The organism is Candidatus Zixiibacteriota bacterium, assembly GCA_040752595.1.
In the GTDB taxonomy this organism is placed as follows: Bacteria; Zixibacteria; MSB-5A5; order WJJR01; family WJJR01; genus JACQFV01.
This window is the reverse complement of record JBFMGX010000036.1, coordinates 20,324-45,106: the sequence shown is the minus strand read 5'-3', so window position 1 is coordinate 45,106 and position 24,783 is coordinate 20,324. Positions and strand designations below refer to the sequence as shown.

Sequence of the window (24,783 nt, the reverse complement as noted above, 5' to 3'; positions counted from 1 at the left end):
GAGAAGGCCCCCCCTCTAACTCCCCCGTCCACGGGGGGAGAACCATGCTCCCTCCCCGTTGACGGGGAGGGCCGGGGTGGGGGACAAGCCGATGCACGAGAGACCGCGCCTGATCCCCGTCCAAGACCTCGCCCCAGGTGGTTTCGTCTGCACCGCCGCTGGCACGGCCGCGACCGTCGCTCGCGTGACGAAGCGACGCTACCAGGGTCCTGTCATCGGTCTTCGCCACACTCTCTCTCCGACCACGCTCTGGCTTACGCCAGACCATCAGGTTCTCTGCCGTCCGGCGCCACGGACAATGGGCGGCCAGATGGATTGGAGCGGCTCGCCGTTGTCCAGTCTGGAGAGACGTCAACGACTCCGTCGCGAGATGACGCCGCCCGAACGGATTCTCTGGAAGCGCCTGCGTAGTGAGCAACTCGGTGTCAAGTTCCGGCGGCAGCATTCGGTCGGTCCGTACATCGCCGATTTCTACAGCCGTGCGGCGAACCTTGTGGTCGAAGTTGATGGCGCAGCCGTGCATTCCGGGGTTGGTCAGCAGGGGTACGATCGTGCCCGTGATGAATTCATGCGCGCCATCGGCTTGACGGTGATACGATTCAGTGCGTCACAAGTCGTCACTGATGCCAATGCCGTCGCCGAGGCGATCCGTGCAGCGTGCACTTGTCCGCCGGTCGCGCCGGATCAGATGCAGTGGATCAAAGCGGCGGATGTCCGTGAAGGCGATGTCGTACTATTCGGGATTGACCGAACAGCAGTGGTTCTGAGTGTTGTGGAGTCGAAGCAGGTCGAAGCCGAAGTGTCTGAAGTTGTGGTTGAGAATCGCGATTCACTGTCGACGGAAGTGTGCGCGGTGCAGGCGGGTGTTGAGCCGAAGCACCCCGGAAGAGTGTGAGGTCAGGCCATGGCGAATCCAGAGCATGTAAGGATTGTGAAGCAGGGGGAGGAGGCGATTGAGAAGTGGAAAAGACAAAACCCCGACGTGCTGTTCGATCTATCCGGTGCAGAGCTGTCCGGAATCCAAATTGCCGACTTGGGTTCCTGCCCGGCGTTTGTCAAAGCTGACCTCCGAAATGCAGTGCTGCGTGACGTCTTCTTGGGAACCACGTACATGACCGGGGCAGATCTACGCGGGGCATCTCTCGACTACGCCCGCGTCTATGATTGTGCTCTAGACCGTGCCAATCTTCGAGGTGCCCACTTGGGTGGTGCCCGCTTCGAGTACGCGGACTTCGTCGACTCCGATTTGAGTGAGAGTGATTGTCACTCAACGACCTTCATACACCTGCTTCATCTCATTCAATGACGCAGACGATACCTTCAGCGAACGGCTGTACGATGACCTCCAGGCCAAAGGCGTACGCTGCTGGCGGTGGAAGGAAGATGCGCCGTGGGGCAAGACGTTGATGCGGTCCGTGGACGAAGCGATTCGGCTCTACGATAAGCTGATCGTCATTTGCAGCGAGCATTCGCTGAAGGCGGAGCCGGTTGTTCGTGAGATCGAGCGGGCGTTGCAGAAGGAGCAGAGAGAGAACAAGGAAGTCCTCTTCCCCATTCGCGTAGACGATGCAGTCTTCTCGTGGAAACATGAGCTTCAAGCCGATGTTGCCCGAAAGTACATCGGTGATTTCACTCACTGGCACGAACCCAAAGCCTACACGAAGGCACTCGAACGCCTAATCCGCGATCTGCGGACTGTGACGATTCCGAGTCCGGCGTGACACTTCAGCCGATCACGCCGAGTTTCTTGCCGACTTTGGCGAAGGTGTCGAGCACGAACTCGAGCTGCTCGTCGGTGTGGGTGGCGGTGTAGGAGGTGCGGATCAGGGCCTGGCCCTTGGGAACGGCGGGGGAGACGATCGGATTGGCGAAGATGCCGCGGTCGGTGAGTTCCTTCCAGAATTGGAAGGTGAGGACATCCTCGCCGATGAGGATCGGAATGATCGGTGTCTGGGTGACGCCGATGTCGAAGCCGAGGTCTTTGAACCCGCGGTGCATGTAGTGGGTGATTTCCCAAAGCCGCGCACGCCGTTCCGGCTCGTTCTCGATGATGTCGAGCGCCGCCAGGCAGGCCGCCACCGACGCCGGCGGCATCGAGGCCGAGAAGATCAACTCGCGCGAGAAATGCTGGACATAGTGCAGCACATCCTCATCGCCGACGATGAACCCGCCGAGTGAGGCGAACGACTTCGAGAAGGTCCCCATCGTGATGTCGGTCTGATCGATCAGATCGAAATGCTCGGCGGTGCCGCGCCCGCCGGGGCCGAGAACGCCGATCGAGTGGGCGTCATCGACCATCACCCGGGCACTGCTTTGACGCGCCAGCCGAATGATCTCCGGCAGGTTCGAGATATCCCCTTCCATTGAGAAGACGCCGTCCACGACGACCAGCCGCCCGCCGCCGTTGCTTGTGGTCGACAGCGCCCGGTCCAAGTCGGCCATATCGTTGTGGGCGAACTTGATCGTGCGGCCGAATGACAACCGGCAGCCGTCGACGATGGAGGCATGGTTGGACCGGTCGGCAAAGATCGTATCGTTGCGCCCGACCAACGCCGAGATTGTGCCGAGATTGGTCTGAAACCCGGTCGAGAAGACGAGCGCGGCCGGTCGTTTCATGAACCGGGCGAGCCGGTTCTCCAGTTCGACATGCAGATCGAGCGTGCCGTTGAGGAAGCGCGACCCGGTGCAACCGGAGCCATAGCGGTGGGTTGCCTCGGCGGCGGCTTCGACCACCTTCGGATGATTGGTCAACCCGAGATAGTTGTTCGAGCCGATCATCAGCAATTGCTGGCCGCCGACGGTCACGACGGTGCCGGGAGCCGAGGTGATGACGCGGAAATAGGGGTAGATCCCCATCGCCATGAATTCCCGCGCGGCGGTGAATTCACGGCACTTGGCAAAAAGGTCGGCGGGAGAGACCTGGGTTTCGGTCTTCAACGTTGCCAAAGGGCGTATCCGTCTGTTGATTGCGGCCGCTATCGCTGCTCCGGTCGGCGGGCGCCGGCCCAGCCGCGCCCAACATCAGAATTTGGACCCATTCCACTCGGAAAGCAGTCCGGTCGAAAGAACCTCTGCCGCGCAATCGAGTCAAGCCCTTTTCCCGATTCCTTCCCATGAACACGGTCCCGCCGGCACAGAAGTCCTCACGCGTCGTCTTCTTGACGGGGGCCAATGGATTCGTGGGATCGCACTTGGCGGCGGCGCTGTTGGCACAGGGGCATCGCGTGCGAGCGCTGGTGCGTCGGAATGCCGATCGGAGCCGTGTCCGAGACTTGGACATCGCGTGGATCGAGGGCGATCTGAATGATCACGCCGCTTTGCGGCGTGGATGCGAAGGTGCTTCCTGGGTGATTCACTGCGCTGGGCGGGTGAAAGCGCCCGATCCCGAATCGTACATGCATGCCAATTGCACGGGGACGGCCAACCTCCTTGAGGCAGTGCGCGAAAGCAGCCCGAAGCTGGAGCGCTTCGTCTATGTCTCCTCATTGGCTGCAGGCGGACCGGCGCGCGATGGCCGACCGCGCACGGAAGACGATCCGGATGCACCGCTGACGCCATATGGAAAAAGCAAGCTGGCCGGCGAGCAGAAGGTGATGGAAACCGCCGGTGAATTGCCCGTCGTGTCGGTCCGACCGCCGGCGGTATATGGTCCCGGAGACACGGAGGTGCTGGGATTCTTCCAGGCGGTGCGCTGGCATATCAAGCCGCAGTTCGGTCGGCGCATGCAGCGGGTCTCGCTCGTCCACGTCGGCGATCTGGTGCGGGGAATTCTCCTGGCGTGTGAGTCACCGGAGTCCGTGGGCCACACATTCTATATCGCCGAGGACCGTCACTACACGTTGGCGGAGCTGGAGGACATGATCCAGGCGGGACTGGGGACATGGGCGTTGCGGGTGCGCATACCTCGCAGCGTGCTCTTGCCGATCGCCTGGTGTGCCCGGTGGGCCGGGACGATCGCCGGTTTCACGCCGAGACTGAATCCTGATAAGGCGCGTGACTTTCTCGTGACGGACTGGACGTGCTCCACCGCGAAGGCCAATCGGATTTTGAGATACCGATCGCAGATTCCATTCGAGCGCGGCGCCCGCGAGACGGCGGCGTGGTACCGCACGAACGGGTGGCTCTGAGGGGTTTGCTGGGAAGGATTGACCGATGTCATTCCGGGTCCCGCCGCTCTTGGGCGGGCGGGGAATCTGTGGTCCCCCGACAGGAACAACAGCAGATCCCTCAAGTCGTTCGGGATGACGGACGTAGGCAGATGATCACGTCCAGGTGTTGCAACACCGACTTCTCGGTAGGATGAGACAATGTCCGACGGCTTCCTCCACGGTATCTGGGTCATCCTCCCTCCATGGATTTGGGCGGTCGTCATCACCGCTCTGGGGCGATGGGGTGAGGGGCGCCTGTCACGTCTTCTCTCTCGTGATCGGGTGCCGATTGCCGATGCGCCCGGCAACCCGTGGTGGAGTGTGTTGATCACGAACCTCGTGTTTCTGTCGCTTCTGCCGACACTGGTCTTGTCGTTCTTTCAGTTCATGCTGCCCTTCGAGGGAGCCCGTGCCGGGCTGGCGGTCGGGATCGCGGCGTTCGTGTTCGGGATTGCACCGGTGCGGTTGATCGACCGCATTGAGATCGGCTGGGATCGGACGGCGTGGCGCCTGCTGGTGGATCTGCTGCGGGTCGGCGGGGCGCTGATGCTGGTCGGATGGCTGGTGGCGCCGTGAGGGGAGCGGTGTCGAATTCCGGTCCCCTCACCCTACCCTCTCCCCAGAGGGGAGAGGGGAAGAACGCGCCCCCCTCCCTCATCAGGGTGAGGGTTGGGGTGAGGGTGATACCGGAGCCATCATTCCATCCATTCAAAGGGATAGTGAGTCAGGTGCTCCGTGCCTTGCCACAAGCCGCTGACGACGATACCGTTCCGGCCAGCAAACGGCGCAAGTGAAGCATGCCATCGGCTATCCCCGATTCCACTGTGCGCTCCTGGCGTCGCGAGTTTGAGATCACCCGCGGCGTCACGTTCCTGAACCACGCCTCTTTCGGGCCGGTGCCGCGTAGGGGACGTCAGGCAGTGGAGCGGCTCCTCCATCGGCAGGGGTGCATTCCCCGCGACCCCAACGTTGACGACGAGACCTTTGCCACTGTGGCGGCCGCCAAGAGAGGCTTCGCGCGGCTTGTCGGTGAGCAAACCGCACGGGTGTCGTTTGCGCCCAATGCCTCGTATGGGCTCAACGCCGTCCTGTGGGGTACCAGACTGAAGCGCGGGGAACGCATACTGGTTCCGGAGAGTGAATTCCCCGCGGTCGTATATACCGTGCGTCATCTGGCCGAGCGATTGGACCTCACAGTCGTTCCGATTCCCTGCCCGGACGGGTACTTCACGGCAGGGGCGTTGCGGCGGCAACTGCGACGGAAGTCGGCGATCCTGGCCTGTTCCTGGGTGCAGTACTTCAATGGGTACCGCTATGATCTGAGGGAGCTCACTGGACTCTGCCATGCGCACGGGTGCCTGGTTCTCGTCGATGGGACGCAGGGGATCGGCGCGATTCCGATGCACATGCGCCGTGACGGATTCGATGCTGTTGTCTGCGGCGCACAGAAGTGGCTATTCGGTCAGACCGGTGCCGGGTTCTTTGCCATCGCTCCCGATCCGGTGCGCCGAGTCGAGCCGCTCTACTCCGGATGGTTGGCGTACGATTGGGGATATCGGTTCGAGGATCTGCAGCACTGGGACCGGCCCGCATACGACGATGGACGCCAATGGGAGGTCGGCACCTATCCCTTCTATTCGGTGCGTCTGGCCGAGGCCGGTGTGGCGCTGATCAACCGCTGCGGGATCGAGAATGTGTGGCGGCACCTCCAGGATTTGATCGGGCGGTTGGCCGAGGGGCTGTCCGGGACCCGTTACGAGGCAAGGCGGTTCCCCGAGCCGATTCATCGCTCCGCCATCGTGGCGGTCGGCGGTCCACAGACGGCGGGACTGTACCGGCACTTGTGGGGGCGCCGGATTTATGTTTCCCTGCGCGAGGGGAACATCCGCGTGTCACCACACCTATACAACACGAGGGCGGAGATCGACAGACTCGTGGAGGAGATCCGACGATACGATCGCGCGCGATAGGTCCGGGGCGGACTGCGTCGGTGGTCTGTGGCGCCGTGACATGTCTGGTCTTCTCGGTGTGGACGCATCACGCTCTGGCCGATCCTGATCCCCGCTACCGGCCCGGGGATTGGCGGGGCTACACCACGGTGCGCTATGTCACGTCGGTGGCCTTCACACCCGACTGGCTCTACTTCGGTACCCGCGGCGGCATCGCCCGCTACGATCGCAACCTCGACCGCTGGGTGGTGCCGTTTACGATCTCAGAGGGACTTCCCGCCAACGCCGTTGTCCGCTTGGCCTATGATCCGCTCACGGATGAATTGTACGCCGAGACCACGCGCGGATACTCGCGGCTCAGTCCGATCTGGCATGAATGGCGCGACGTCTCAACGTTCCCCGATTCGCTGGTGCAGGGCTGGCAGTCGGTCGACCTGACGCGCTATCAATTGCCCGTCGGCTTCGACGCCCTCGATCCGGGGTACCTCACCGATCCGCATCTGCGCGCCTATCGGATCATCGGCGGGGAAGAGGACTCGCGCGGGACGCTGTGGCTGGGGACCTGGGGGGAGTTTGTCTGGAAGCTCCCCTGGGGCGTTATCACGGTCGAGCCGCAGTCCTGGGGTCTGTTTCACGACAACGTCGAGGCGATCTTCGTCGATTCCAGTCGCGTGTATTTCGGGGGAACCAACTACTACGCCAACGAGGGCGCGTTGAGCATCTATGACACCGTGGCGTCGCGCTGGACATATGCCGAAGCACGGTTCACGTCGGGTTTCACCTCCGATCACATCCACCAGTTCGCGGGTGAACCCAACGGGCGGTTTCTTTGGATGGCGACCGATGCCGGTGTCGTGCGCCTGGACCGGCGCACCATGCAATTTCGCACCTTTGGGCAGCGTGAAGGGTTGACAGACGAGCGCGTCTGGTCCCTCTGCGTCGACGGCGACATCGTCTGGGTGGGGACGGAAACCGGCGTCGAGGGGATCTACATTCCCTCCGATTCCGTCTTCTTTGCCACGACCGCCCCGGTGGTCAACGCGCGTGTGGCGGCGATCGATGTCACCGGCGACGTTGTCTGGCTGGGCACTGACCGGGGGTTGTTTCGCCTCGTCAAGCCGGTCCCGGAATGGCAGTTCTTCTCGTTGCCGACCGGGCCGCTCTCGGGACGGGTCCGGGCGATCCGCCACGACGATCACCAGGTGTATGTCGGGACCGAACGCGGCATCGTCGTGATCGATCGGCTCGGCACGCACCTGCCGGTGGGATATGATCGGAGCGAAGGACTCCCGGATGACAATGTCTTTGATCTGGCGGTGACAGACAGCATACTGTGGGCGGCGACGCGGAGCGGACTCGTGCGCTTCGTCCCGGCCACCCGTGAACGACGGGTGATCACCGCCGCCGATGGACTGTTGGACCCGCTGGTACAGACGATCGTCGTCGATGGGGATTACCTCTGGCTGGGGACCGAACACGGGGCCAGTCGGTTCCGGTGGAACAACCCTGAGCGCATCGACTGACGCGCGGGTCGAATGCCACGGCTGAGAGTCTGTAACAAATGGGATTTGGTCAGAAGAGGCAGACCCCTCGCTGCGCTCGGGGTGACAGGGGTATGTCTGATTCTCACTGCGAAGTTGCCCTTCCGAGCGGAGCGAGGAAACCGCTTCTTCGCATATGATAGTGCTCAGTCTGGAGTTGTTCGAAGCCCCAAGGAGGATCTGCGATGATCATTCGGAGAGTGACCGGTTCGGCATTGTTGCTGGTGGTGCTCGGTGCCGCCGGTTGCGCGCAGAAGGTCGAGACGCCGGCCGTGTCGGCGGTGAGTATCCCCGCGGTGACGTTCTATGACCCCCAACTTGTAGGTTTGTACACGGCGGTGGGTGACTCGGGGCATGCGCGGTGCGTTGACGGGAAAAACCTGGAGGCGGTCCCCTACTTCCGTCGACAAATGGAACTAATCCCGGCGGGGAAGTGGGGTGCCTACAACGTGGCCTGTGCACTGGCGCGGGCGCAAGAGGATGATTCCGCCTGGGCGTGGCTGACAAGAGTCGTCGATGCGGGCTGGGATGATCCCGACCAGCTTCTCTATGATACCGACCTCGATTCATTGCGGGGCGACCCGCGCTTTGCCCCGCTGGTGCAGCGGACCCGGGCGTCGCGTGATCGCCAGGAGGCGCCTTTTGCCCAGGGTTTGCCTCGTTATGACAAAGCGCCGGTGACTTTCTTAAGCTTGGACAGTCTGGATGATTGGAGCAAGTCCCGCCTGGATGCGATGCGAAAGAACCGGGGCATCTGGTATGGCTGGCAGGCGACCGCCGTGCGCATCGAGTTCGAAGGCCAACGTCTGGCGGCTTTGCGTGAATTGAAGCGGGACGATCCCACCTTCGACTACGGTCTGGAACGTGTCCGCGCTTTGGCGAAAGTCAAATCGATCTGGGGTCCGTGGGGTTCGGTCGCCGACGGCGTCCACCGGGAGGCGCAGGATTACCTGGCGGCCAATCCATCCCCGGAGGGCCGGAGCGAGGCACACTACTGGGCGGCCGTGGCGGGGTTCTGCCGGACCAGGCCCGAAGGAGCGGAGGATTCACTCTGGGCGGCGGCGGTCGGGGCGGCGCGACCGGACTTCCGTCAGGTCGACAGCGCCACGACATACTACGGCGCCGCGCAGGCATGGCTCTTGATGATGGACCTCGCCGAAGCGGGCGACAACAAGACTGCGCTGTTGCCACGCGTCCGCCACTTTGCCGAGGCCTTCGGTTCTGATGAGAAGGCCAAATCAATTGCCGGCTCCTTTTTCCAGGGCGAGATGGTCGCGGCGATGTGGCCGATCCCGGTGGATGGCGTCGATCTGGATAACAAGCCGGTGTCGCTGGCCGACTACAAGGGCAGAGTCGTTCTCGTGGATTTCTGGGCGACTTGGTGCGGTCCGTGCCGGGGCGAGTTGCCGCACATTCTCGCGGCCTATGAGAAGTACCATCCGGACGGATTTGACGTTCTGTCGATCTCGCTCGACTACGCCGACAAGACCACGACCGATGACTATCGCAAGTGGATCGCTGAGAAGGGCATGAACTGGCGGCACATCTACGACCAGCAGAACTGGGAGGGGCCGTTGGTGAGCGCCTTCATGGTGCAGGGAATACCGAGTCCCTTCCTCGTTGGACGCGACGGCAGTCTCGTGGCCTCCGGTGATGATTGCCGCGGTGACAACCTCGCGAAGCTGGTCGAGGGCGCCCTCAAGGCCAAGGGCGCATAGGCACCGTAATCCACATGGCATTCGATTTCTGTGACGAACGTAGGGGCGTATGGCCATACGCCCCTACCGTCTAATCCCGCCATCCGCCATCCTGTAGGGGCGACCCGCCGGGTCGCCCTTTCCACATGCAAGCGAAGGGCGAGGCGCCGCCTCACCCCTATACCAAACGTGGCCATTCTGCACCGACGTAGGGGCGCATCGCGATGCGTCCGTCTGTCTCGTCACAGGTCGGGCCGTTCGCGAACGGCCCCTACACCCGCTGTTGTGTGCCCGTGACCTTGGGCACGGCCGATCAGGACAAACCCGGCGCCACAGGGAGCCAACAAAACCTGACAGGGGGTTCTTGGGACGGCGGCGTCGGCTTGGGAATCGACAGCGGGCTGTTCGCGAACGGCCCCTACAACAGGTTCGCAGCGCGGTCAAACACAGTCGCGTTTCTTCCGATACTACCTTTGGGTGGACGCCGCTGTGAGGCGTTTGCGCCGGACCAGCCACGGGGGATATAACGCATTGATTGGGATGGAGTTGGAGCGACGCTCTTTTGTCTTGCCCGCGACGGCACAGAGGGTATATTTTTGTGGAAACCCGTTGTGGCGGTTTCCGATGCTTGCGGCCAACTTGCTGGCTGCCAGCGGTATAGGGTCAAGAGTCCGGCCCGGCAGAGGATGATGCCTTGAAGCTTGAGCTCCGATTGGGTCTCCGTCAGGTTCTGGCACCGCAGCTTATTCAATCGCTGAAGATGCTGCAGATGCCGGTGCTCAAGCTGGAGCAGACCCTCCGGCAGGAGTTGGCGACCAATCCTCTGCTGGAGGAGATCGAAGCGGTCGAGACCGAGGAGATGTCGGAAGAGCGGGAGCTCATCGACGAGAGCACGGCTGGCGAGACGCCGAAGACTGAGGCGGCCGCCGAGCAGCAGTTCGACTGGGAGTCGTATTTCGAGGAGGGCTCGGAGTTCGTCCCCCGACGCGTCACCGAGCAGACGGACGAGACGCTGGAGCGGACCCCGGTGGCGGAAACCTCGCTCTACGATCACCTGATTGAGCAGTTGCAGTTGGCCAAGATGCCCGACGACGAGCTGGAAATCGGCGAGTACATCATTGGGAACATCAACGACGACGGTTTGCTGCCGATCAGCGTCGAGGAAATGGCGGCCGATCTCAAGGTTCCGATCGAGAAGGTGGCGACTGTCCTGAAGCTTGTGCAGACGTTCGACCCGCCCGGTGTCGGCGCGCGTGACCTGAAGGAATCGCTTCTCATCCAACTGTCCCAGAAGGATCAGGGCGAGTCGCTGGCGGCGCGGATCGTGCGTGAGCACTGGCATGAGCTGGACCGCAAGACGCACATGCAACTGGCGCAGGCGCTGGGGGTCCCGCACGAACGGATTCAGCAGGCGATGGAGGACTTGCGGACACTCTCCCCGCGTCCGGCACAGGGGCGGTTCACCGTCGGAGCCCGTCCCGTTGTCCCTGATCTGATCGTGGACCGGATCGACGAGGAATATGCCGTCTATCACAATGACCGGAATGTTCCCCGTCTACGGATCAACAACGCATACAAGGACCTGCTCCGACGCGGGCAGAGCGTGCCGACCGAGACCAAACAATATGTCCGCGAGAAGCTCGAGCAAGCGCGCTGGCTGCTCAATGCGATCAATCAGAGGCGCTCGACGATGATCCGGGTCATGGAAGCGATCGTCGAGGAGCAAAAGGACTTCTTCGAGAAGGGGCCGGCGTTTTTGAAACCGTTGATCATGGAGGACGTGGCCCGGAAGGTCGGTGTCAATGTCGCGACGGTCTCGCGTGTGGCCAACGACAAGTATGTGCAGACCCCGCAGGGAGTCCGCGAGATCAAGTTCTTCTTCAACTCCGGGGTGGCGCGTACCGACGGTGAGCAGATGACCAAGCCGACGGTGAAGCAACGCATCAGCGCGATCATTGATGGGGAGGATCCGGGCCGCCCGCTGTCGGATCAGGAAATCTACCAGAGACTCCAAGCGGAAGGGATCAAGTTGGCCCGGCGGACCGTGACGAAGTACCGCGAGGAGCTGCATCTTCCCGCGGCTCGATTCCGCAAGCGCGTCTTTGACAAGCCGGCCAAGCCGGCTGCCACCGACCGGGATTCCGCCGAGTCCCCATCGAATTCCCCCGCGCCGGCGGCGACGGGGCTCTGGAGTTGAGAGTTATCGAGGCGGTATGGCCATGTCTGCGCGCGGGGATGGCGCGGTACACGGGACGGACGTATCATGGCGTTCGTCCCGTTGCTTTTCGGGTTTGCTGATCACATGACGACAGCATCTGCCAGCAGAACGAGGGGATGGGCCGCGGTCGTGGAAAAGCAGGTTCCTCGCTTCGCTCGGAACGACAACTCCACCTTGAAAGTCGGGGGGACCTCCTGTCACCCCGAGCGGAGCGAGGGGTCTGCTTTTCTTGGGATGAACGAAGTGTAATCGATGCCACAAGGACACAGCGATGGATCGCAACCTGGCCCTGGAAATGGTCCGAGTGACGGAGGCCGCGGCGCTGGCCAGCGCGCAGTGGCTGGGCAAGGGTGACAAGAATGCCGCCGACCTGGCGGCGGTACGCGCCATGCGCTCGGTCTTCAACGATGTGGACGTGGACGGCACGGTCGTGATCGGTGAGGGGGAACGGGATGAGGCGCCGATGCTCTACATCGGCGAACGGGTGGGAACGGGTCACCCACCGGAGATCGACATCGCCCTCGATCCGCTCGAATGCACCAACTCGGTCGCGTATGCACGGCCGAACGCGCTGGCGGTGATCGCGGTGGGTCGGCGGGGGCATTTCCTGCATGCCCCAGACACCTACATGGAGAAGATCGCGGTCGGTGAGGCGGCGCGGGAGGCCATCGATCTGCGAGTGTCTCCAGCCGAAAACCTCCGTCGCATCGCCAAGACCCTGGGGCGGTCGCTGGAAAACCTGACCGTAGTGATTCTCGACCGCGAGCGGCATGAGTCGTTGATCGACGAGGTGCGGCAAACCGGGTGCCGGATCCAGCTGATCCCCGACGGCGACGTGTCGGCGGCGATCGCCACGGCGCTGCCGAACACCGGCGTCGACGTCCTGATGGGGACCGGCGGCGCGCCGGAGGGTGTCTTGGCCGCCGCGGCCCTGCGCTGTGTCGGCGGCGCGATGCAGGCCCGACTGCGGCCGCGCAACCAGCAGGAGATCGATCGCGCGCACGCCATGGGGATCCGCGATCTCGACCACATCTACACGGAACAGGATCTGGCCCGGGGCGAGAACATCATGTTCGCCGCCACCGGGGTGACCAACGGCGACATGCTGCGCGGCGTGCAGTTCACACACGACGGCGCGGTCACGCACTCGATCGTGATGCGTTCCTTGACGCGCACGGTGCGCTTCATTGAGACACACCATTCCTTCGTCAACCAGACGGCCTTCGCGCCGTCATGAACCCACGGCTCCAAGAGGCGAATGAACCTGTCCCTTCGCGGGACGACAGTGGGAAAGGACCCAGCGATGCCCGTACGGATGACCGCCCGTCACTGCGAGCTGACCAGCGATGACAAGCGCCAGGTCGAGACCCGCTCCCGGCAGTTCGAGCGATTCTTCGACAACATCATCGACCTCCATTGGGTTCTGGAAGTGGACAAGCATCGCCATGTGGCCGAGACCTCGGCCAAGGTGCATGGCACCGTGCTGACCGGACGCGGCGAGGCGACAGACATGCGTTCCGCCATCGATGAGGCGGCCGGCCGGATGGAGGCGCAACTGAAGAAATATAAGGACCGATTGAAGAGTAAGGATGCCCGTGCGATCGCGGGCGCGAAGGGCACCGTTTCCCGGCCGGAGACGGTTTCTTCCGACGAGGAGTATTGAGTCGTCGACCCAGACGACCCGTGGTCGACGACCGGAGGTCAGCAACGCCATGGAAGTCGTGACCGTCGAGAAACTCCTGGAGGATCGACGACAGCAGTTCGAGCTCCATGTCGTCGGGGGTCGTGCCGGCATCAAGCGGCGCCTCCAGAACACCGAGATCCACCGGCCCGGTCTGGCGCTCTCCGGCTATGTGGACCGCTACCCGCACGAGCGGACCCAGGTCATCGGCGAAACCGAGATGACCTATCTCAATTCGCTGTCTCCTGAGCGCCGGCGCATCGTTCTGGAGTCGATCTACCGGCTGGGGCTGCCGATGGTCGTCATCACCAAGAATCTCCCCGCCCCTCCCGAGATGGAAGCGCTGGCCGATCAGTACCAGACGCCGCTTCTCAGCACGCGCCTGTCAACGACGGAGTTCATCAACCGTCTGGCCGTCTACCTCGACGTCCGTTTTGCACCCACGACGCAGCTCCACGGCACGCTGGTCGACGTCTATGGTGTTGGCCTGCTCTACACGGGGAAGTCGGGAGTCGGCAAGTCGGAGGTGGCGCTCGATCTGGTGGAGCGCGGCCACCGGTTGGTCGCCGATGACGTCGTCAAGATCACGCGGCGGGCGCCGCGAGTGATTATCGGCTCGCCCGGCGAGCATCTCGGACATCACATGGAGATTCGCGGCGTCGGGATCATCAACATTGAGAAGCTCTTCGGCATCCGCTCCGTGCGGCTGCAGAAGCGCGTCGAGGTGGAGGTGCGCCTGGAGTTGTGGCGCGAGGACGCCGAGTATGAACGCCTTGGGTTGGAGGATAAGTTCACGACGATTCTCGGCGCGGAGATTCCCCTGGTGACGATCCCGTTGTCGCCCGGCAAGAACATCACGGTCATCTCGGAAGTGATCGCCATGAATCACATGCTCAAGATCTACGGCGTGCACACGCCGCGGGAGTTCTCCCGTTCCCTGGCCGAGGAGATGATGCGCCGTCATGCCACGTCGCAGTACCTCGAATCGGATACCGAGTAGCGGGCGGGGACCGGCACGATCCCTTGCGGCACGGGGCCCATCCTGTCGATACAAAGAACATGACGTGACCCCCCCGACTGCCGCGGGATGGAGTAGTCGGGGCGGGTAGAAGACCGCACATGGACAGCTCCCGGGCCGAGTTGAAAGTGGGCGCCACGGTCCTCGTGGCGTTGGTCGTCTTGGTGGCGGGACTCTTCTGGCTCAAGGGGTTCCGGTTGGAGAAGAGCCGCTACCGTCAGGATGTCTGGTTCCCGAATGTCGGTGCCCTCAATGTCGGCGATCCGGTCTCGGTCTCCGGAGTCACCAAGGGGAAGGTGGCCTCGATCGCCTTGGATGGCGGCGGCGTACGCGTCGGGCTGTATCTGGCCAACGACGTGGCCTTACGGCGCGACGCCTTGTTCACGATCAAGAACGTCGGCCTCATGGGGGAGCGGTTTGTCGACGTGCAGACGGGCACGGCGGCGGAGTTTCTGCCGCGCGATTCGCCGGCCCGCGGCGAGTACGACACGGGCATTCCCGAAGTGATGGGTTTGATGGGGCGGATGACGCAGGAGGTCCGTGATCTCGTGCGCGCCGTCCGTACTTCCGTCGGCTCCGACTCGGCGCTGGCGCGTCTGAATGCCATTGCCGCCAGTCTCGAAAAGGTCTCGGCGCAGACTGCCGACCTGGTGGAACAGCAGCGCGGCGATGTCTCGCAGGCTGTGACCGATCTCGGCGCGGCGGCCGCCGGATTGCGGCGCACCGTGGAACAAAACGAAGCGACCGCCGCCCGCGCCGTCGAGCGGGTCGACTCCGCCGCCACGGTGATCATGGCCTTTGCCAATCGCCTGGACTCGATTTCCGATGATGTGCAGCACGTCGTCACCGAGATGCGCACCGGCGCGGGCTCATTGCCCCGGCTGATCCACGACGATCAACTGCTGCGTCGTTGGGAAGAAACCGCCAGTGAGATCGATGCCTTGGTGAGTGACATCCGCGCCAATCCGCGCAAATACCTCTCTGTGCACGTCTCGCTGTTCTGAAGGCAGCTTACAATCGTTGCCATTGTTGTGATGTCCCTCGCGGGGAGGGGGGCATTGCAATACGCCCCTACGCCCAGGGGATGATCCCCGTCGCCTGTAACCGCTTGAGCATTCGCTGCACGTGGGTGCCGCGCCAGAAGACGCGGCCACAAGATGGGCACAGGCGGAACGTCGTCTGCGTCTTCTGGACGTAGGGTGGAACACGGTCGATGACCGCGGCGAGTTCGGTCGGATCGGTTGGCTGGTTGCAGAGGGTGCAGCGGGTAAAGAGACGGCCGTCATCGACAGTGGTTCGCGTGTCTTGCAGGACCTGGACCACCTGCTTCAGAGGGTCGGGGGAATCCAGTAGAATGCGACGGCGGGCCAACGTCCGTTCCGCGAGGCGAGCGTCCCGTGTGAGAATGATGCGCTCTTCGGCCAGCGCCGCCGTCAACAAGGCGGCATCGGTGATCGTCTGATCGTGGGTGCAGTCGAAGCCGAGGATGCGCAGCCAGCGCGCCAGGCGACCGCAATGGTCATCGCAGGCGAATTTCGGTTCCGAGCCCATGGGACAGCTCTCCACACGAGTCTGTCAAACTACATACGTCCGTCATTCCGAATCCGCCGCGGCGGATGAGGAATCTGCTGTATCCGAGATCCGGAGGACGAACGACAACAGCAGATCCCTCTCGTCACCCTGCCGCCAAAGGCGGCAGAATTCGCTCGGGATGACATGGGTACGGTCATGCGGGGCGTTGGGGTGACGCTGACGCACGTCGATGGGATGAGACTGGTATGAAATACCTCCAACGATGAGCGTCCCGCCACGTTAAATTCATTCTGCCACGTGGATGTCACAAGACAGACACACGGCAGCCCGGGCGTGGGCAGGAGTCGCATGTACCGCTACTTGTATCTGATCCGGCCGTATCTGGTCCGTTACCAGAGATATTTCTGGTGGGGTCTGGTATCGATTGCCATCACCAATGCCCTGACGATGGTGGCGCCGTTGATCTTGCGCCGGGCCATTAATCGGATCGAACATGGCGGCGACGCTCGTCTTCTGGTCTGGGACGCCGCGCTGGTCGTGGCGCTGGCGGTCGTGGCGGGCATCTTTCGCTTCCTGATGCGACGCACGGTGATTTGGGCCTCGCGTAAGATCGAGTATGATCTGCGCGGCGATCTCTTCGCACACATCCTGAAGCAGGATGGCGGCTTTTTCGACCGCACGCCGACCGGCGACATCATCACGCGGGCGACCTCGGACGTCGAGCAGGTGAGGATGCTGGTCGGCCCCGGCGTGATGCAGGGGGCGAACACGATCATGGTGGCGCTGGTCGCGGTGCCGCTCTTGTTACACCTGGATGTCCACCTGGCGCTCTGGGCCCTTCTGCCCCTGCCCATACTGGCGATCCTGACGAACCTTCTCGGGGGCGTGGCGCACCGTCGCTACCTGGCGATCCAGGAGTCGTTTTCCCGATTGTCGGCCTCGGCGCAGGAGTCGCTGGCGGGGATTCGCGTCATCAAGGCCTTTGCCACCGAGCCGGACCGCAGTCGGCGCTTTCGCGACGAGAACCGCGATTACTTCCGCAGCAACATGCGCCTGATCCAGATGTGGGGCGCCTTTCTGCCGCTGATGAGCTTGATCTCCGGCTCGGCGATTATCGTGGTGCTCTACATCGGCGGCCGCTCCGTCATCGACGGTCGCATCGATCTCGGCACGCTGGTGGCGTTCACGGTCTACATGGGGATGTTGATCTGGCCGATGATCGCCCTTGGCTGGGTGGTGTCGCTCTATCAGCGCGGTTTGGTCTCATTGCGGCGGCTGGCGACGATCTTCGAGACCAAGCCCGCTGTAGCCGACCCGACCGCTGACCGTGCCGTCACCACGATTCCGCGTGGATCATTGGAATTCCGGCATTTGTCGTTCACGTATTCGGGGAACGGCAGGGGAAACGGCAACGGTTCCGGGGACGTCGCCGCCGGAACCGACAGTGGCGCCGGGCGCGTGACCTTGGCCGATATTTCGTTTGCCATTGTCCCAGGCGAGACGGTGGCTTTGGCAGGGCCCACGGGTAGCGGCAAGTCGACGGTCGCGCACTTGATATGGCGACGCTATCCGGTGCCCGATGGCACCCTGATCATGGGCGGCGTGGATGCCAACACCGTTCCCGTGAGTGTCTGGCGCTCCCAAGTCGCGCTGGTGGGGCAGGAGCCGTTCCTCTTCTCCGACACGTTGCGTGCCAACATCGCCGTGGGGAAAGCCGGGCTGTCTTCGGAAGGGCTGCACGAGATCGCGGAGCGGGCGGCACTGGCGAAGGATGTGACGGAGTTCCCGGAGACCTATGAGACGATCGTCGGTGAGCGCGGCATCACCCTTTCGGGGGGGCAGAAGCAGCGTGTGACGCTCGCTCGGGCCTTGGCCTCCGATGCCCCGATCCTCATCCTCGATGACGCCTTCAGTGCGGTCGATGCGGAGACGGAGCAGGAAATCACCGCGCGCGTCGGCGCACTCTTCGGTACCAGGATTCTCATTCTGATCACGCATCGCCTATCCACCCTGCGGCGGGTCGACCGGATCCTGTTCTTCGACCGGGGTGAGTTGGTTGATTCGGGGACGCATGAGGAGATGCTGGCGCGCGGCGGCGCCTATGCCCGCTGGGTGGCGAAGGAGGCGCTGCGGGAGGAGCTGGAGCGGTTGTAGCACGTCGCGTCTCGTACCGGCAAACAAGGAGCTTAAGCCCCTTGCCAGCGGGCCTTGAGCGAAAGGCATACGAACAGATACAATGACTGAGCAGTTCTTCGAAGACGAAGCCCTCGGGAAGGCGTACGACCACCGGCTGATGCGCCGGTTGCTGGGGTATCTGCGTCCCTACCGTGCCGTGGTGGCGTCCGCGTTTCTGCTGCTTTTGGTCATGTCGGCGCTGCAGATCGCCGGGCCGTGGGTGATCAAGCGGGTCATCGACGGTCCGATTGCGCAGCGCGACCTGCATGGGCTGGTGGTCTGGATCGCCGTCTATGTCGGCATTCTCGCCCTCGAGTTCGCGGTGCAGTATGCGCATATGGTCATGACGCAGTGGATCGGGCAGAAGGGGATGCTCGACCTGCGAACCCAGGTGTTTGATCATCTCATGCGCATGGATATGCGGTTCTACGACCGCAATCCGGTAGGGCGGCTCTTGACCCGTGTGACCGGAGACGTCAACGCGCTCAATGAGCTCTTCGCCTCCGGCGTCGTGACGATCTTCGGCGATGTCTTCACGCTTCTGGCCATTGTCGTGGCGATGATTCTCCTGAACGCGAAGATGGCATTGGTGACATTCATCGTGCTGCCGCTGCTCTTCGCCGCCACCTGGATCTTCAAGCAGCATGTCCGCCTCACCTATCGCGAGGTGCGCCGTCTCGTGGCCCGCATGAACGCCTACTGGCAGGAACGCGTGACCGGAGTGGCGGTCGTGCAGGGATTCAATCAGGAGGAGGCCACCCAGGCCAAACACCAGGCGATCAACGCCGAACTGCGCGGGGCGCACCAACGTTCGGTCTTGCAGTATGCGGTCTTCTTCCCGGTGGTGGAGTTGATCGGGGCGATCTCGCTGGCGCTGATCATCTGGTACGGCGGCGGTAAGGTCGTGACCGGGGCGATGACGTTCGGCGCGCTCGCCGCGTTCATTCAATACGCGGAGCGGTTCTATTCTCCCATCCGCGACCTGGCGGAGAAATACAACATCCTGCAAGGCGCGATGGCGTCGGCGGAACGCGTATTCAAACTGCTCGACACGACTCCGGCGATCGGTAGCCCGGCGAATGCGCATCCGGGGCCGGTGCCCTCCGGTCCTGCGGTGGTTCGTCCGTCCGCGGGTGAGGGAACGGTTGTCTTCGACCATGTGTGGTTTGCCTATAATCACGAAGATTGGGTGCTGGAGGATGTTTCATTCACGGTCGCGCCGGGGGAGATGCTGGCATTGGTCGGCGCCACCGGGGCGGGAAAGTCATCGATCGCCGGACTGATGACGCGACTCTATGAGTTCCAGCGCGGGTCGATCAGCGTCGATGGCGTCGACATCCGCGCCTGGGACATCCGGGCGTTGCGGCGGCGAGTCGGTCTCATTGCTCAAGATGTCTTCCTGTTCTCCGGTGATGTGAAGGACAACATCCGACTGGACGTCGCCACTCACGACGATGAGACAATCGCGGCGGCAGCGCAGCGGGTGGGACTGGGACGTCTGGCGGGAAACGGCGGCAGCGCGCTTGCGCGTGCCGTGGGCGAGCGCGGCTCCGGTCTCTCGGTCGGGGAGAAGCAACTGGTGGCGTTCGCCCGGGCGGTGGCATTCGATCCGGGGATTCTCATTCTCGACGAGGCCACTTCTTCGGTGGACCATGAAACTGAGGCGCGGATTCAGGCGGCACTCTCCGCCGTGTTTGCCGGACGGACCAACATCGTGGTCGCGCACCGTCTCTCCACGATCCGTGCCGCCGACCGGATCATCGTTCTGCACCATGGGCGCGTGCGGGAGATCGGCAGCCACGATGAGTTGCTGGCCCTTGACGGGATCTACGCGCGGTTGTATCGTCTGCAGGAAGAGCCGGAGGAGGCAGTTGAAACTGCTGCCCCGCGCGTGACGGTGTGAATTCGGGGTGCGTTGCATGGTGCCCCACAGCTTGCTGTGGGAATCGCCGCCATGCAACGTACCCCACGGCAAGCCGTGGGGCACCGGAGGTTATCGTCTCTGTTCAAGGGGAAGGTTGAGTTGATGCGCGACGGTCCGATGACATCCGATCCGGTCTGGCATGAATATCTGCAGGCCGCGCTGCCGATTGCCCGCGCTGCGGGCGATCTGTTGGCCGAGCACTTTGGACGTCGGCGCACCGTGGAACTCAAGGGCCAGATCAATCTGGTCACGGAGATGGATCGGCGGGCCGAGGAGTTGATCGTTTCACGGCTGGCGGCGGCATTCCCTGAATTCGCCATTATCGCCGAGGAGGGATCGCGGCAGAATGCGTCCGGCGAGTATGCCTGGTATGTCGACCCGCTCGATGGCACGACGAACTATGCCCACGGGCTGCCGATCTTCTGTGTCTCGTTGGGCCTGTGGCGCGGCGACGAGCCGATCTGCGGGATCGTCCATCATCCGCTGGGCGGGGAGATGTTCACCGCCGTGCGCGGCGCCGGGGCATACCTTGGGGAGAAGAAACTGTCGGTCTCGACGACCGCCGAGCTCGGCTCGGCGATCCTGGCGACCGGGTTCCCCTACGACATTCGTGAAACCAATATCGACAATCTCGATCATTTCGCCCGCTTCGCCAAGTCGGCGCGTGCGATTCGCCGCATGGGCGCGGCCGCGCTCGATCTGGCCTGGACCGCCGCCGGGCGGTTCGATGGCTTCTGGGAGATGAAGCTCTCGCCGTGGGACTTTGCCGCCGCAACGCTGTTGTGTCTGGAGGCGGGTGCACTGGTGACCGATTTCACCGGGGCGCCGTTCACACTGAAGCATGGGCAGGCGGTCGCGGCCAATGCGGCTTTGCATCGGCAGATGCTGGCGGTCATCCGCGCAGGCCGATGCCCTACCTAAGCGGGGCGGCTGATGCACGACCTCGTCATTCTCCGTGACTTGGCGGTCATTCTGACGGCCGCGGTCCTCGTCGTCTCTTTGCTGCGCCATCTTGGCATCCCGGCGATCGCCGGGTTCATTCTCGTGGGGACTCTGGTCGGTCCGCGCGGTCTGGGCCTGATCGGAGACGTAGACCAGGTGACTCTGATGGCCGACATCGGGGTCGCGCTCCTGCTGTTTGGGATCGGTCTGGAGTTGTCGTTGGACCGGTTTCGCCGGTTGTGGCGGGTGATTCTCATCGGGGGAACGCTGCAAGTCGGGATCACGGTCGTCGCCGTCCTGCTTTCCGCCCCGCTGCAGGGAATCTCCTTCCAGCAGGCATTCTTGCTGGGCATCATCGTTTCTCTGTCCAGCACGGCGATCATCCTGCGCGGACTGCAGCAACAGGATGAGTTGGATGCTCCCCATGGGCGTCTGGCCATCGGCATCTGCTTCTTCCAGGACCTGTTGTTGGTACCGGTGATGCTGGCGATCCCGTTTCTAGCCGGGACGACGGCGGCCGGATCGTGGTTTTGGATGGCCGCCGTCATCAGCATCGGCGCCCTGCTTCTGATCCTGGCGGCCGCGCACCTGGTTGTGCCGCGCTTACTGCACTGGGTCGCCGGGACGCGTCAGCGTGAGTTGTTCATTCTGACCGCGCTTCTGGTTTGCATCGGCACCGCTTGGCTGGCCACGCTGGCGGGAGTGTCACTCGCGCTCGGGGCGTTTCTGGCGGGGCTGATCGTCGCCGGGAGCGACTATCGCCATCAGGCCATGGCCGAACTCGTCCCGTTTCGTGACGTGCTGTCCAGTGTCTTCTTCATCTCCGTCGGGATGTTGTTGGATCCCCGTCTGGCCGCCCGTGATTTTGGGGCGATCGTCGCCCTACTGGCGATGATCCTCTGCGGGAAGTTCGTGATCGTGATGCTCACATCGTGGGTGATGCGTCTGCCTTTGCGCACGTCCGTGATGGCCGGAATCACGCTGGCCCAAGTGGGCGAATTCTCCTTTGTCCTCTACCGGGCGGCGGAAGGCACCGACCTGGTGGCGCTCAGGTTCCGGGAGCCGTTTCTGATGGCCATCATCCTGTCGATGATCGTGACGCCGTTCCTGATGCGACTGGCACCGCGTTTGGCGGAGTCTGCCGCACGTGTTGGTCTTCTCCGCCGGATGTTTCGTGGCACGCAGATACCGGGGTCCTCTGGGGCAGCGGATGCGCGCCACGACCACATCATCATTGCCGGATGGGGTGTCGCCGGCCAGGAACTCGGTGCCGCATTGAAGGCCGCCGGCATTCCATATGTCGTCGCCGATCTGAATCCGCAGACCGTGCGCACGGCCGCGCCGGCCGGCGAGCCGATTATCTACGGGGACGTCACCAGCCTGGAGCTTCTGGAACATCTGGGGATTCACTCGGCGCGCATGATGGTCTTGCTTGTCAATGACCCGGCGGCGGCGGCCACAGCCATCCGTCGGGCACGGCAAGCGACCCCCACGCTGCCCATTCTGGTGCGCACGCGCTATCTGGCTGAGATCGATGCGCTTTTGCAGGCGGGGGCGACCGATGTTGTCCCCGCGGAACTCGAGGCGGCGGTCGAAGTGGCCGCGCGTGTCTTGTCCGCTTGTGGCGCGGATACGCGCGTGATCGCCGATGAGCGCGCACGCATCCGTTGCCGCCGCGAAGACAACGAGTGCGCCCCGAACGGCGGAGAAAAGGCGTAATCTGTCTTGTGGATACCATCAGCCGCAGGGGGCTGGAAACTCCCGCCCGCAGGGGGCACGTCGACACGTGAGGTACTGAGAAGGCGAACGGGCAGGTGACCCACCTTCCGATCTCATGTCATTGCGTTACGCACGGATTGCACAGCACCGGATAGCCGGTCTGGACATGGAATGCCAGAATCACGATGTCGACAATTGTCTCACGTCCATCGCAATCCACATCGCCGCGTGAGTAGTGAAAACAGGTGGAATCCGCAGGAAGCGAGGACCCGCCCCGGTACAGGTAGTTCACGAGTCCCCGCACATCTGCCGTCGTGATGTTCCCATCGCTGTTGATGTCCCCTTGATGGGAACAGTCGCAGGCGGGGCAAGTGGCCGTCCCGTAGCACGTCTCCCAGGGGGAACAGGTGGGTCGACCGCACGTCGCAGCGTACGCGCAGGTGGGTCCGGAGCCGCAGGTGGAGAGTCCTGTACACGTTGTCCAATTGCAGGTCGGAGCATAGGAACACGTGGGATAGCAGGTTGGTGCCGGTGGGCAAGTGTTGCCCCAACATGTCTCTTGAGGGGAGCAGGTTGGGGTGCCGCACGACATTGTCGGCTGCCAGTAACCCGGACACGAGATTCCACCCGCGCAGGTCGAGTTCCGGCAGGTGGCTGCGTTGCACGTTGCCATGCCGGGCATTGTACACACCGAATCGTTGCAGAACCCAGAGCTCTCTCCGACCGGTATCCGGGGAAGGTCCGTTTGTCCACATTCAACGTACTGCCAGATTAGGCATACTGACGCCAGCTTGACTTCCCAATGCCTGACGCAGTCGTAGTAGTCGAAGTTGCAGTTCAAGCCTCTCCGGCGCATGCCGACTTGGAAACCCAAGCTGGCCAGTGTATCTGGGTCGCCTGAGGCGCAGATCAATTCATATATGCAGCAGACGCATGTGTCGCCTTCTTGGCTTTCCGTCACCACGGCCGGCATCACGACATGACTATTGGGTACCGCTGGTGCCTGAGCGCCATTCCGCTGCTCGAAGCCCTGAATCGAGGCCGTGAGCGATTGCTTGAACAGAGGCGACGGATCGGGATCAGTTGTTGCCCACGACGCTGGCGGGAGAAGCAACACGAGGCAGCAGACGTGTGCGGAAGTGAGAATGATTCGTCCGCAAGGGTGGGTATTGTGGGTGTCCGCAGGCATCGCGCACTCCACAATGGACAGCCATCGCCATACAACGGGATAGCGCCTCCAATCACAATATAGTCCTCCGGCAGAGTTTGAGAAGCGGGAAACAAGGCGCGTAGGGCGGGCTTTGCCCCCCCATGGGGCTGAAAGCCCCCTGTTCTCAATAGGTTCGGCTGCATGCAGCAAGGGGCTGAACCCCCTTGTTTACCACATGGAGTTGGAGTGGAGATGGAGCTACGCCGTCGGCGGGGCTTCCAGCGACTTGAGGATATCGCCGATGCGGTCGATGCGGAACGGCTTCATGAGAAAGGCATCGGCGGCACCGTCGGCAAACTCCTTCCCGGACAGCGAAGGGGCATAGCCGGTAATCAGAATCACGGGGAGGTCGGGACGGGTGGACTTGATGGTCTGCAGAAGGTCTTCCCCGCTCATACCCGGGAGTTTGTAGTCGGCGATCACGGCGTCGGGGCGGTGTTGCGCGATTCGCTCCAGCGCGGTTTCCGCCGTGGCGACACTTTGGACGTTGTAACCCATCGCCTGCATGACCTCTTCCATGATGACGCGAAACTCGGCGTCGTCGTCGACGATGAGTACATTGCGGATGGCGCGCGGCGCAGGGGTCGCACTGTCGTCGGCGGGTCGAGCGAGGACACGCGTGAGGACGTCCTCGATCTTTGCCAGACGGAACGGTTTCATCAGGAAGCCATCGGCGCCGGCGTCGGCGGCCTCGGCCTTGTGCTGCTGGAAGGCAAAGCCGGTGATCATGACGACCGGGAGTTGGGGACGCTCGGATTTGAGATGGTGCAGGAGGGTGAGCCCATCGATCTCCGGCATCTTGATGTCGGCGATCACGCAGTCGACGTTCTCGCGGCGGGCAATACCGAGGGCCTCGCGGCCATTGGCGGCCTCGATTGTGTGGTAGCCCAGTGCGTCGAGCGCCTGGGTCAACAGCCCGCGGATGCGGGGATCGTCATCGACGATCAACAGTGTCTTGATGCCAGCGTCCACTTCCGGTCCCCCCGGCAGAATGGAAAACGACGCGTCCGGCATCAGGCCCAGGGTGA

General features: G+C 63.0%; 21 protein-coding genes. 17 read left to right on the top strand and 4 right to left on the bottom strand.

What is annotated here, in order from left to right; translation table 11 throughout:
• Positions 1 to 91: 91 nt before the first annotated feature.
• The 3 genes from AB1792_09380 to AB1792_09370 are packed head-to-tail and all read left to right on the top strand — an operon-like array spanning position 92 to position 1,721.
• On the top strand, positions 92 to 895 hold the full coding sequence (locus AB1792_09380) for an endonuclease domain-containing protein (GenBank protein MEW5702427.1): 804 nt from the start codon (positions 92 to 94) through the stop codon (positions 893 to 895).
• A gap of 9 nt (positions 896 to 904) precedes the next feature.
• On the top strand, positions 905 to 1,306 hold the full coding sequence (locus tag AB1792_09375) for a pentapeptide repeat-containing protein (GenBank protein ID MEW5702426.1): 402 nt from the start codon (positions 905 to 907) through the stop codon (positions 1,304 to 1,306).
• Complete coding sequence (locus AB1792_09370) at positions 1,257 to 1,721, top strand: toll/interleukin-1 receptor domain-containing protein (protein ID MEW5702425.1); 465 nt, start codon at positions 1,257 to 1,259, stop codon at positions 1,719 to 1,721. The genes AB1792_09375 and AB1792_09370 overlap by 50 nt, the downstream gene beginning before the upstream one ends.
• Positions 1,722 to 1,725: 4 nt before the next feature.
• On the opposite strand, the gene AB1792_09365 is transcribed toward AB1792_09370, so the two are convergent.
• The gene (locus AB1792_09365; protein MEW5702424.1) at positions 1,726 to 2,946 is read right to left on the bottom strand and encodes an aminotransferase class I/II-fold pyridoxal phosphate-dependent enzyme; all 1,221 of its coding nucleotides are present in this window, start codon (positions 2,944 to 2,946) and stop codon (positions 1,726 to 1,728) included.
• A gap of 167 nt (positions 2,947 to 3,113) precedes the next feature.
• Between AB1792_09365 and AB1792_09360 the strand changes: the two genes are divergently transcribed.
• The 10 genes from AB1792_09360 to AB1792_09315 all read left to right on the top strand — a co-directional run bounded on the left by AB1792_09360 (position 3,114) and on the right by AB1792_09315 (position 15,256).
• The gene (locus tag AB1792_09360; GenBank protein ID MEW5702423.1) at positions 3,114 to 4,127 is read left to right on the top strand and encodes an NAD-dependent epimerase/dehydratase family protein; all 1,014 of its coding nucleotides are present in this window, start codon (positions 3,114 to 3,116) and stop codon (positions 4,125 to 4,127) included.
• A gap of 180 nt (positions 4,128 to 4,307) precedes the next feature.
• A complete protein-coding gene (locus AB1792_09355; GenBank protein ID MEW5702422.1) occupies positions 4,308 to 4,724 on the top strand; it encodes a hypothetical protein in 417 nt (138 codons plus the stop codon).
• Positions 4,725 to 4,945: 221 nt separating this feature from the next.
• The gene (locus AB1792_09350; GenBank protein MEW5702421.1) at positions 4,946 to 6,118 is read left to right on the top strand and encodes an aminotransferase class V-fold PLP-dependent enzyme; all 1,173 of its coding nucleotides are present in this window, start codon (positions 4,946 to 4,948) and stop codon (positions 6,116 to 6,118) included.
• Between the two features lie 35 nt (positions 6,119 to 6,153).
• Complete coding sequence (locus AB1792_09345; GenBank protein ID MEW5702420.1) at positions 6,154 to 7,620, top strand: hypothetical protein; 1,467 nt, start codon at positions 6,154 to 6,156, stop codon at positions 7,618 to 7,620.
• 203 nt (positions 7,621 to 7,823) lie between these two features.
• On the top strand, positions 7,824 to 9,356 hold the full coding sequence (locus AB1792_09340; GenBank protein ID MEW5702419.1) for a TlpA disulfide reductase family protein: 1,533 nt from the start codon (positions 7,824 to 7,826) through the stop codon (positions 9,354 to 9,356).
• Positions 9,357 to 10,029: 673 nt separating this feature from the next.
• Positions 10,030 to 11,532: an RNA polymerase factor sigma-54 gene (gene rpoN, locus AB1792_09335; protein MEW5702418.1), complete on the top strand. Its 1,503-nt coding sequence runs from the start codon at positions 10,030 to 10,032 to the stop codon at positions 11,530 to 11,532.
• Positions 11,533 to 11,824: 292 nt separating this feature from the next.
• Positions 11,825 to 12,790, top strand: a complete 966-nt coding sequence (gene glpX / locus AB1792_09330) for a class II fructose-bisphosphatase (protein MEW5702417.1) — start codon at positions 11,825 to 11,827, stop codon at positions 12,788 to 12,790.
• Positions 12,791 to 12,856: 66 nt separating this feature from the next.
• Positions 12,857 to 13,216: a ribosome-associated translation inhibitor RaiA gene (gene raiA / locus AB1792_09325; protein MEW5702416.1), complete on the top strand. Its 360-nt coding sequence runs from the start codon at positions 12,857 to 12,859 to the stop codon at positions 13,214 to 13,216.
• Positions 13,217 to 13,265: 49 nt separating this feature from the next.
• Positions 13,266 to 14,234, top strand: coding sequence for an HPr(Ser) kinase/phosphatase (gene hprK / locus AB1792_09320; GenBank protein MEW5702415.1), 969 nt, complete (start codon positions 13,266 to 13,268; stop codon positions 14,232 to 14,234).
• Positions 14,235 to 14,353: 119 nt separating this feature from the next.
• A complete protein-coding gene (locus tag AB1792_09315) occupies positions 14,354 to 15,256 on the top strand; it encodes an MlaD family protein (GenBank protein ID MEW5702414.1) in 903 nt (300 codons plus the stop codon).
• Positions 15,257 to 15,323: 67 nt separating this feature from the next.
• On the opposite strand, the gene AB1792_09310 is transcribed toward AB1792_09315, so the two are convergent.
• Positions 15,324 to 15,803, bottom strand: a complete 480-nt coding sequence (locus AB1792_09310; protein MEW5702413.1) for a Mut7-C RNAse domain-containing protein — start codon at positions 15,801 to 15,803, stop codon at positions 15,324 to 15,326.
• 330 nt (positions 15,804 to 16,133) lie between these two features.
• On the opposite strand from AB1792_09310, the gene AB1792_09305 reads away from it, so the two are divergent.
• The 4 genes from AB1792_09305 (at position 16,134) to AB1792_09290 (ending at position 22,545) form a co-directional block, all read left to right on the top strand.
• A complete protein-coding gene (locus tag AB1792_09305; GenBank protein MEW5702412.1) occupies positions 16,134 to 17,939 on the top strand; it encodes an ABC transporter ATP-binding protein in 1,806 nt (601 codons plus the stop codon).
• An 82-nt stretch (positions 17,940 to 18,021) separates the two neighbouring features.
• Positions 18,022 to 19,863 carry an ABC transporter ATP-binding protein gene (locus AB1792_09300; protein ID MEW5702411.1) on the top strand — a complete coding sequence of 614 codons (1,842 nt, stop codon included), beginning with the start codon at positions 18,022 to 18,024 and terminating at the stop codon, positions 19,861 to 19,863.
• Between the two features lie 123 nt (positions 19,864 to 19,986).
• Complete coding sequence (locus tag AB1792_09295) at positions 19,987 to 20,805, top strand: inositol monophosphatase family protein (GenBank protein ID MEW5702410.1); 819 nt, start codon at positions 19,987 to 19,989, stop codon at positions 20,803 to 20,805.
• A 12-nt stretch (positions 20,806 to 20,817) separates the two neighbouring features.
• Complete coding sequence (locus tag AB1792_09290) at positions 20,818 to 22,545, top strand: cation:proton antiporter (GenBank protein MEW5702409.1); 1,728 nt, start codon at positions 20,818 to 20,820, stop codon at positions 22,543 to 22,545.
• Between the two features lie 118 nt (positions 22,546 to 22,663).
• Here AB1792_09290 and AB1792_09285 read toward each other — a convergent pair whose 3' ends face one another.
• Both AB1792_09285 and AB1792_09280 read right to left on the bottom strand, forming a co-directional pair.
• Positions 22,664 to 22,849: a hypothetical protein gene (locus AB1792_09285; GenBank protein MEW5702408.1), complete on the bottom strand. Its 186-nt coding sequence runs from the start codon at positions 22,847 to 22,849 to the stop codon at positions 22,664 to 22,666.
• 1,104 nt (positions 22,850 to 23,953) lie between these two features.
• Positions 23,954 to 24,769 (bottom strand): response regulator, encoded by an 816-nt coding sequence (locus tag AB1792_09280; protein ID MEW5702407.1) that lies wholly within the window; start codon positions 24,767 to 24,769, stop codon positions 23,954 to 23,956.
• Positions 24,770 to 24,783: the final 14 nt, after the last annotated feature.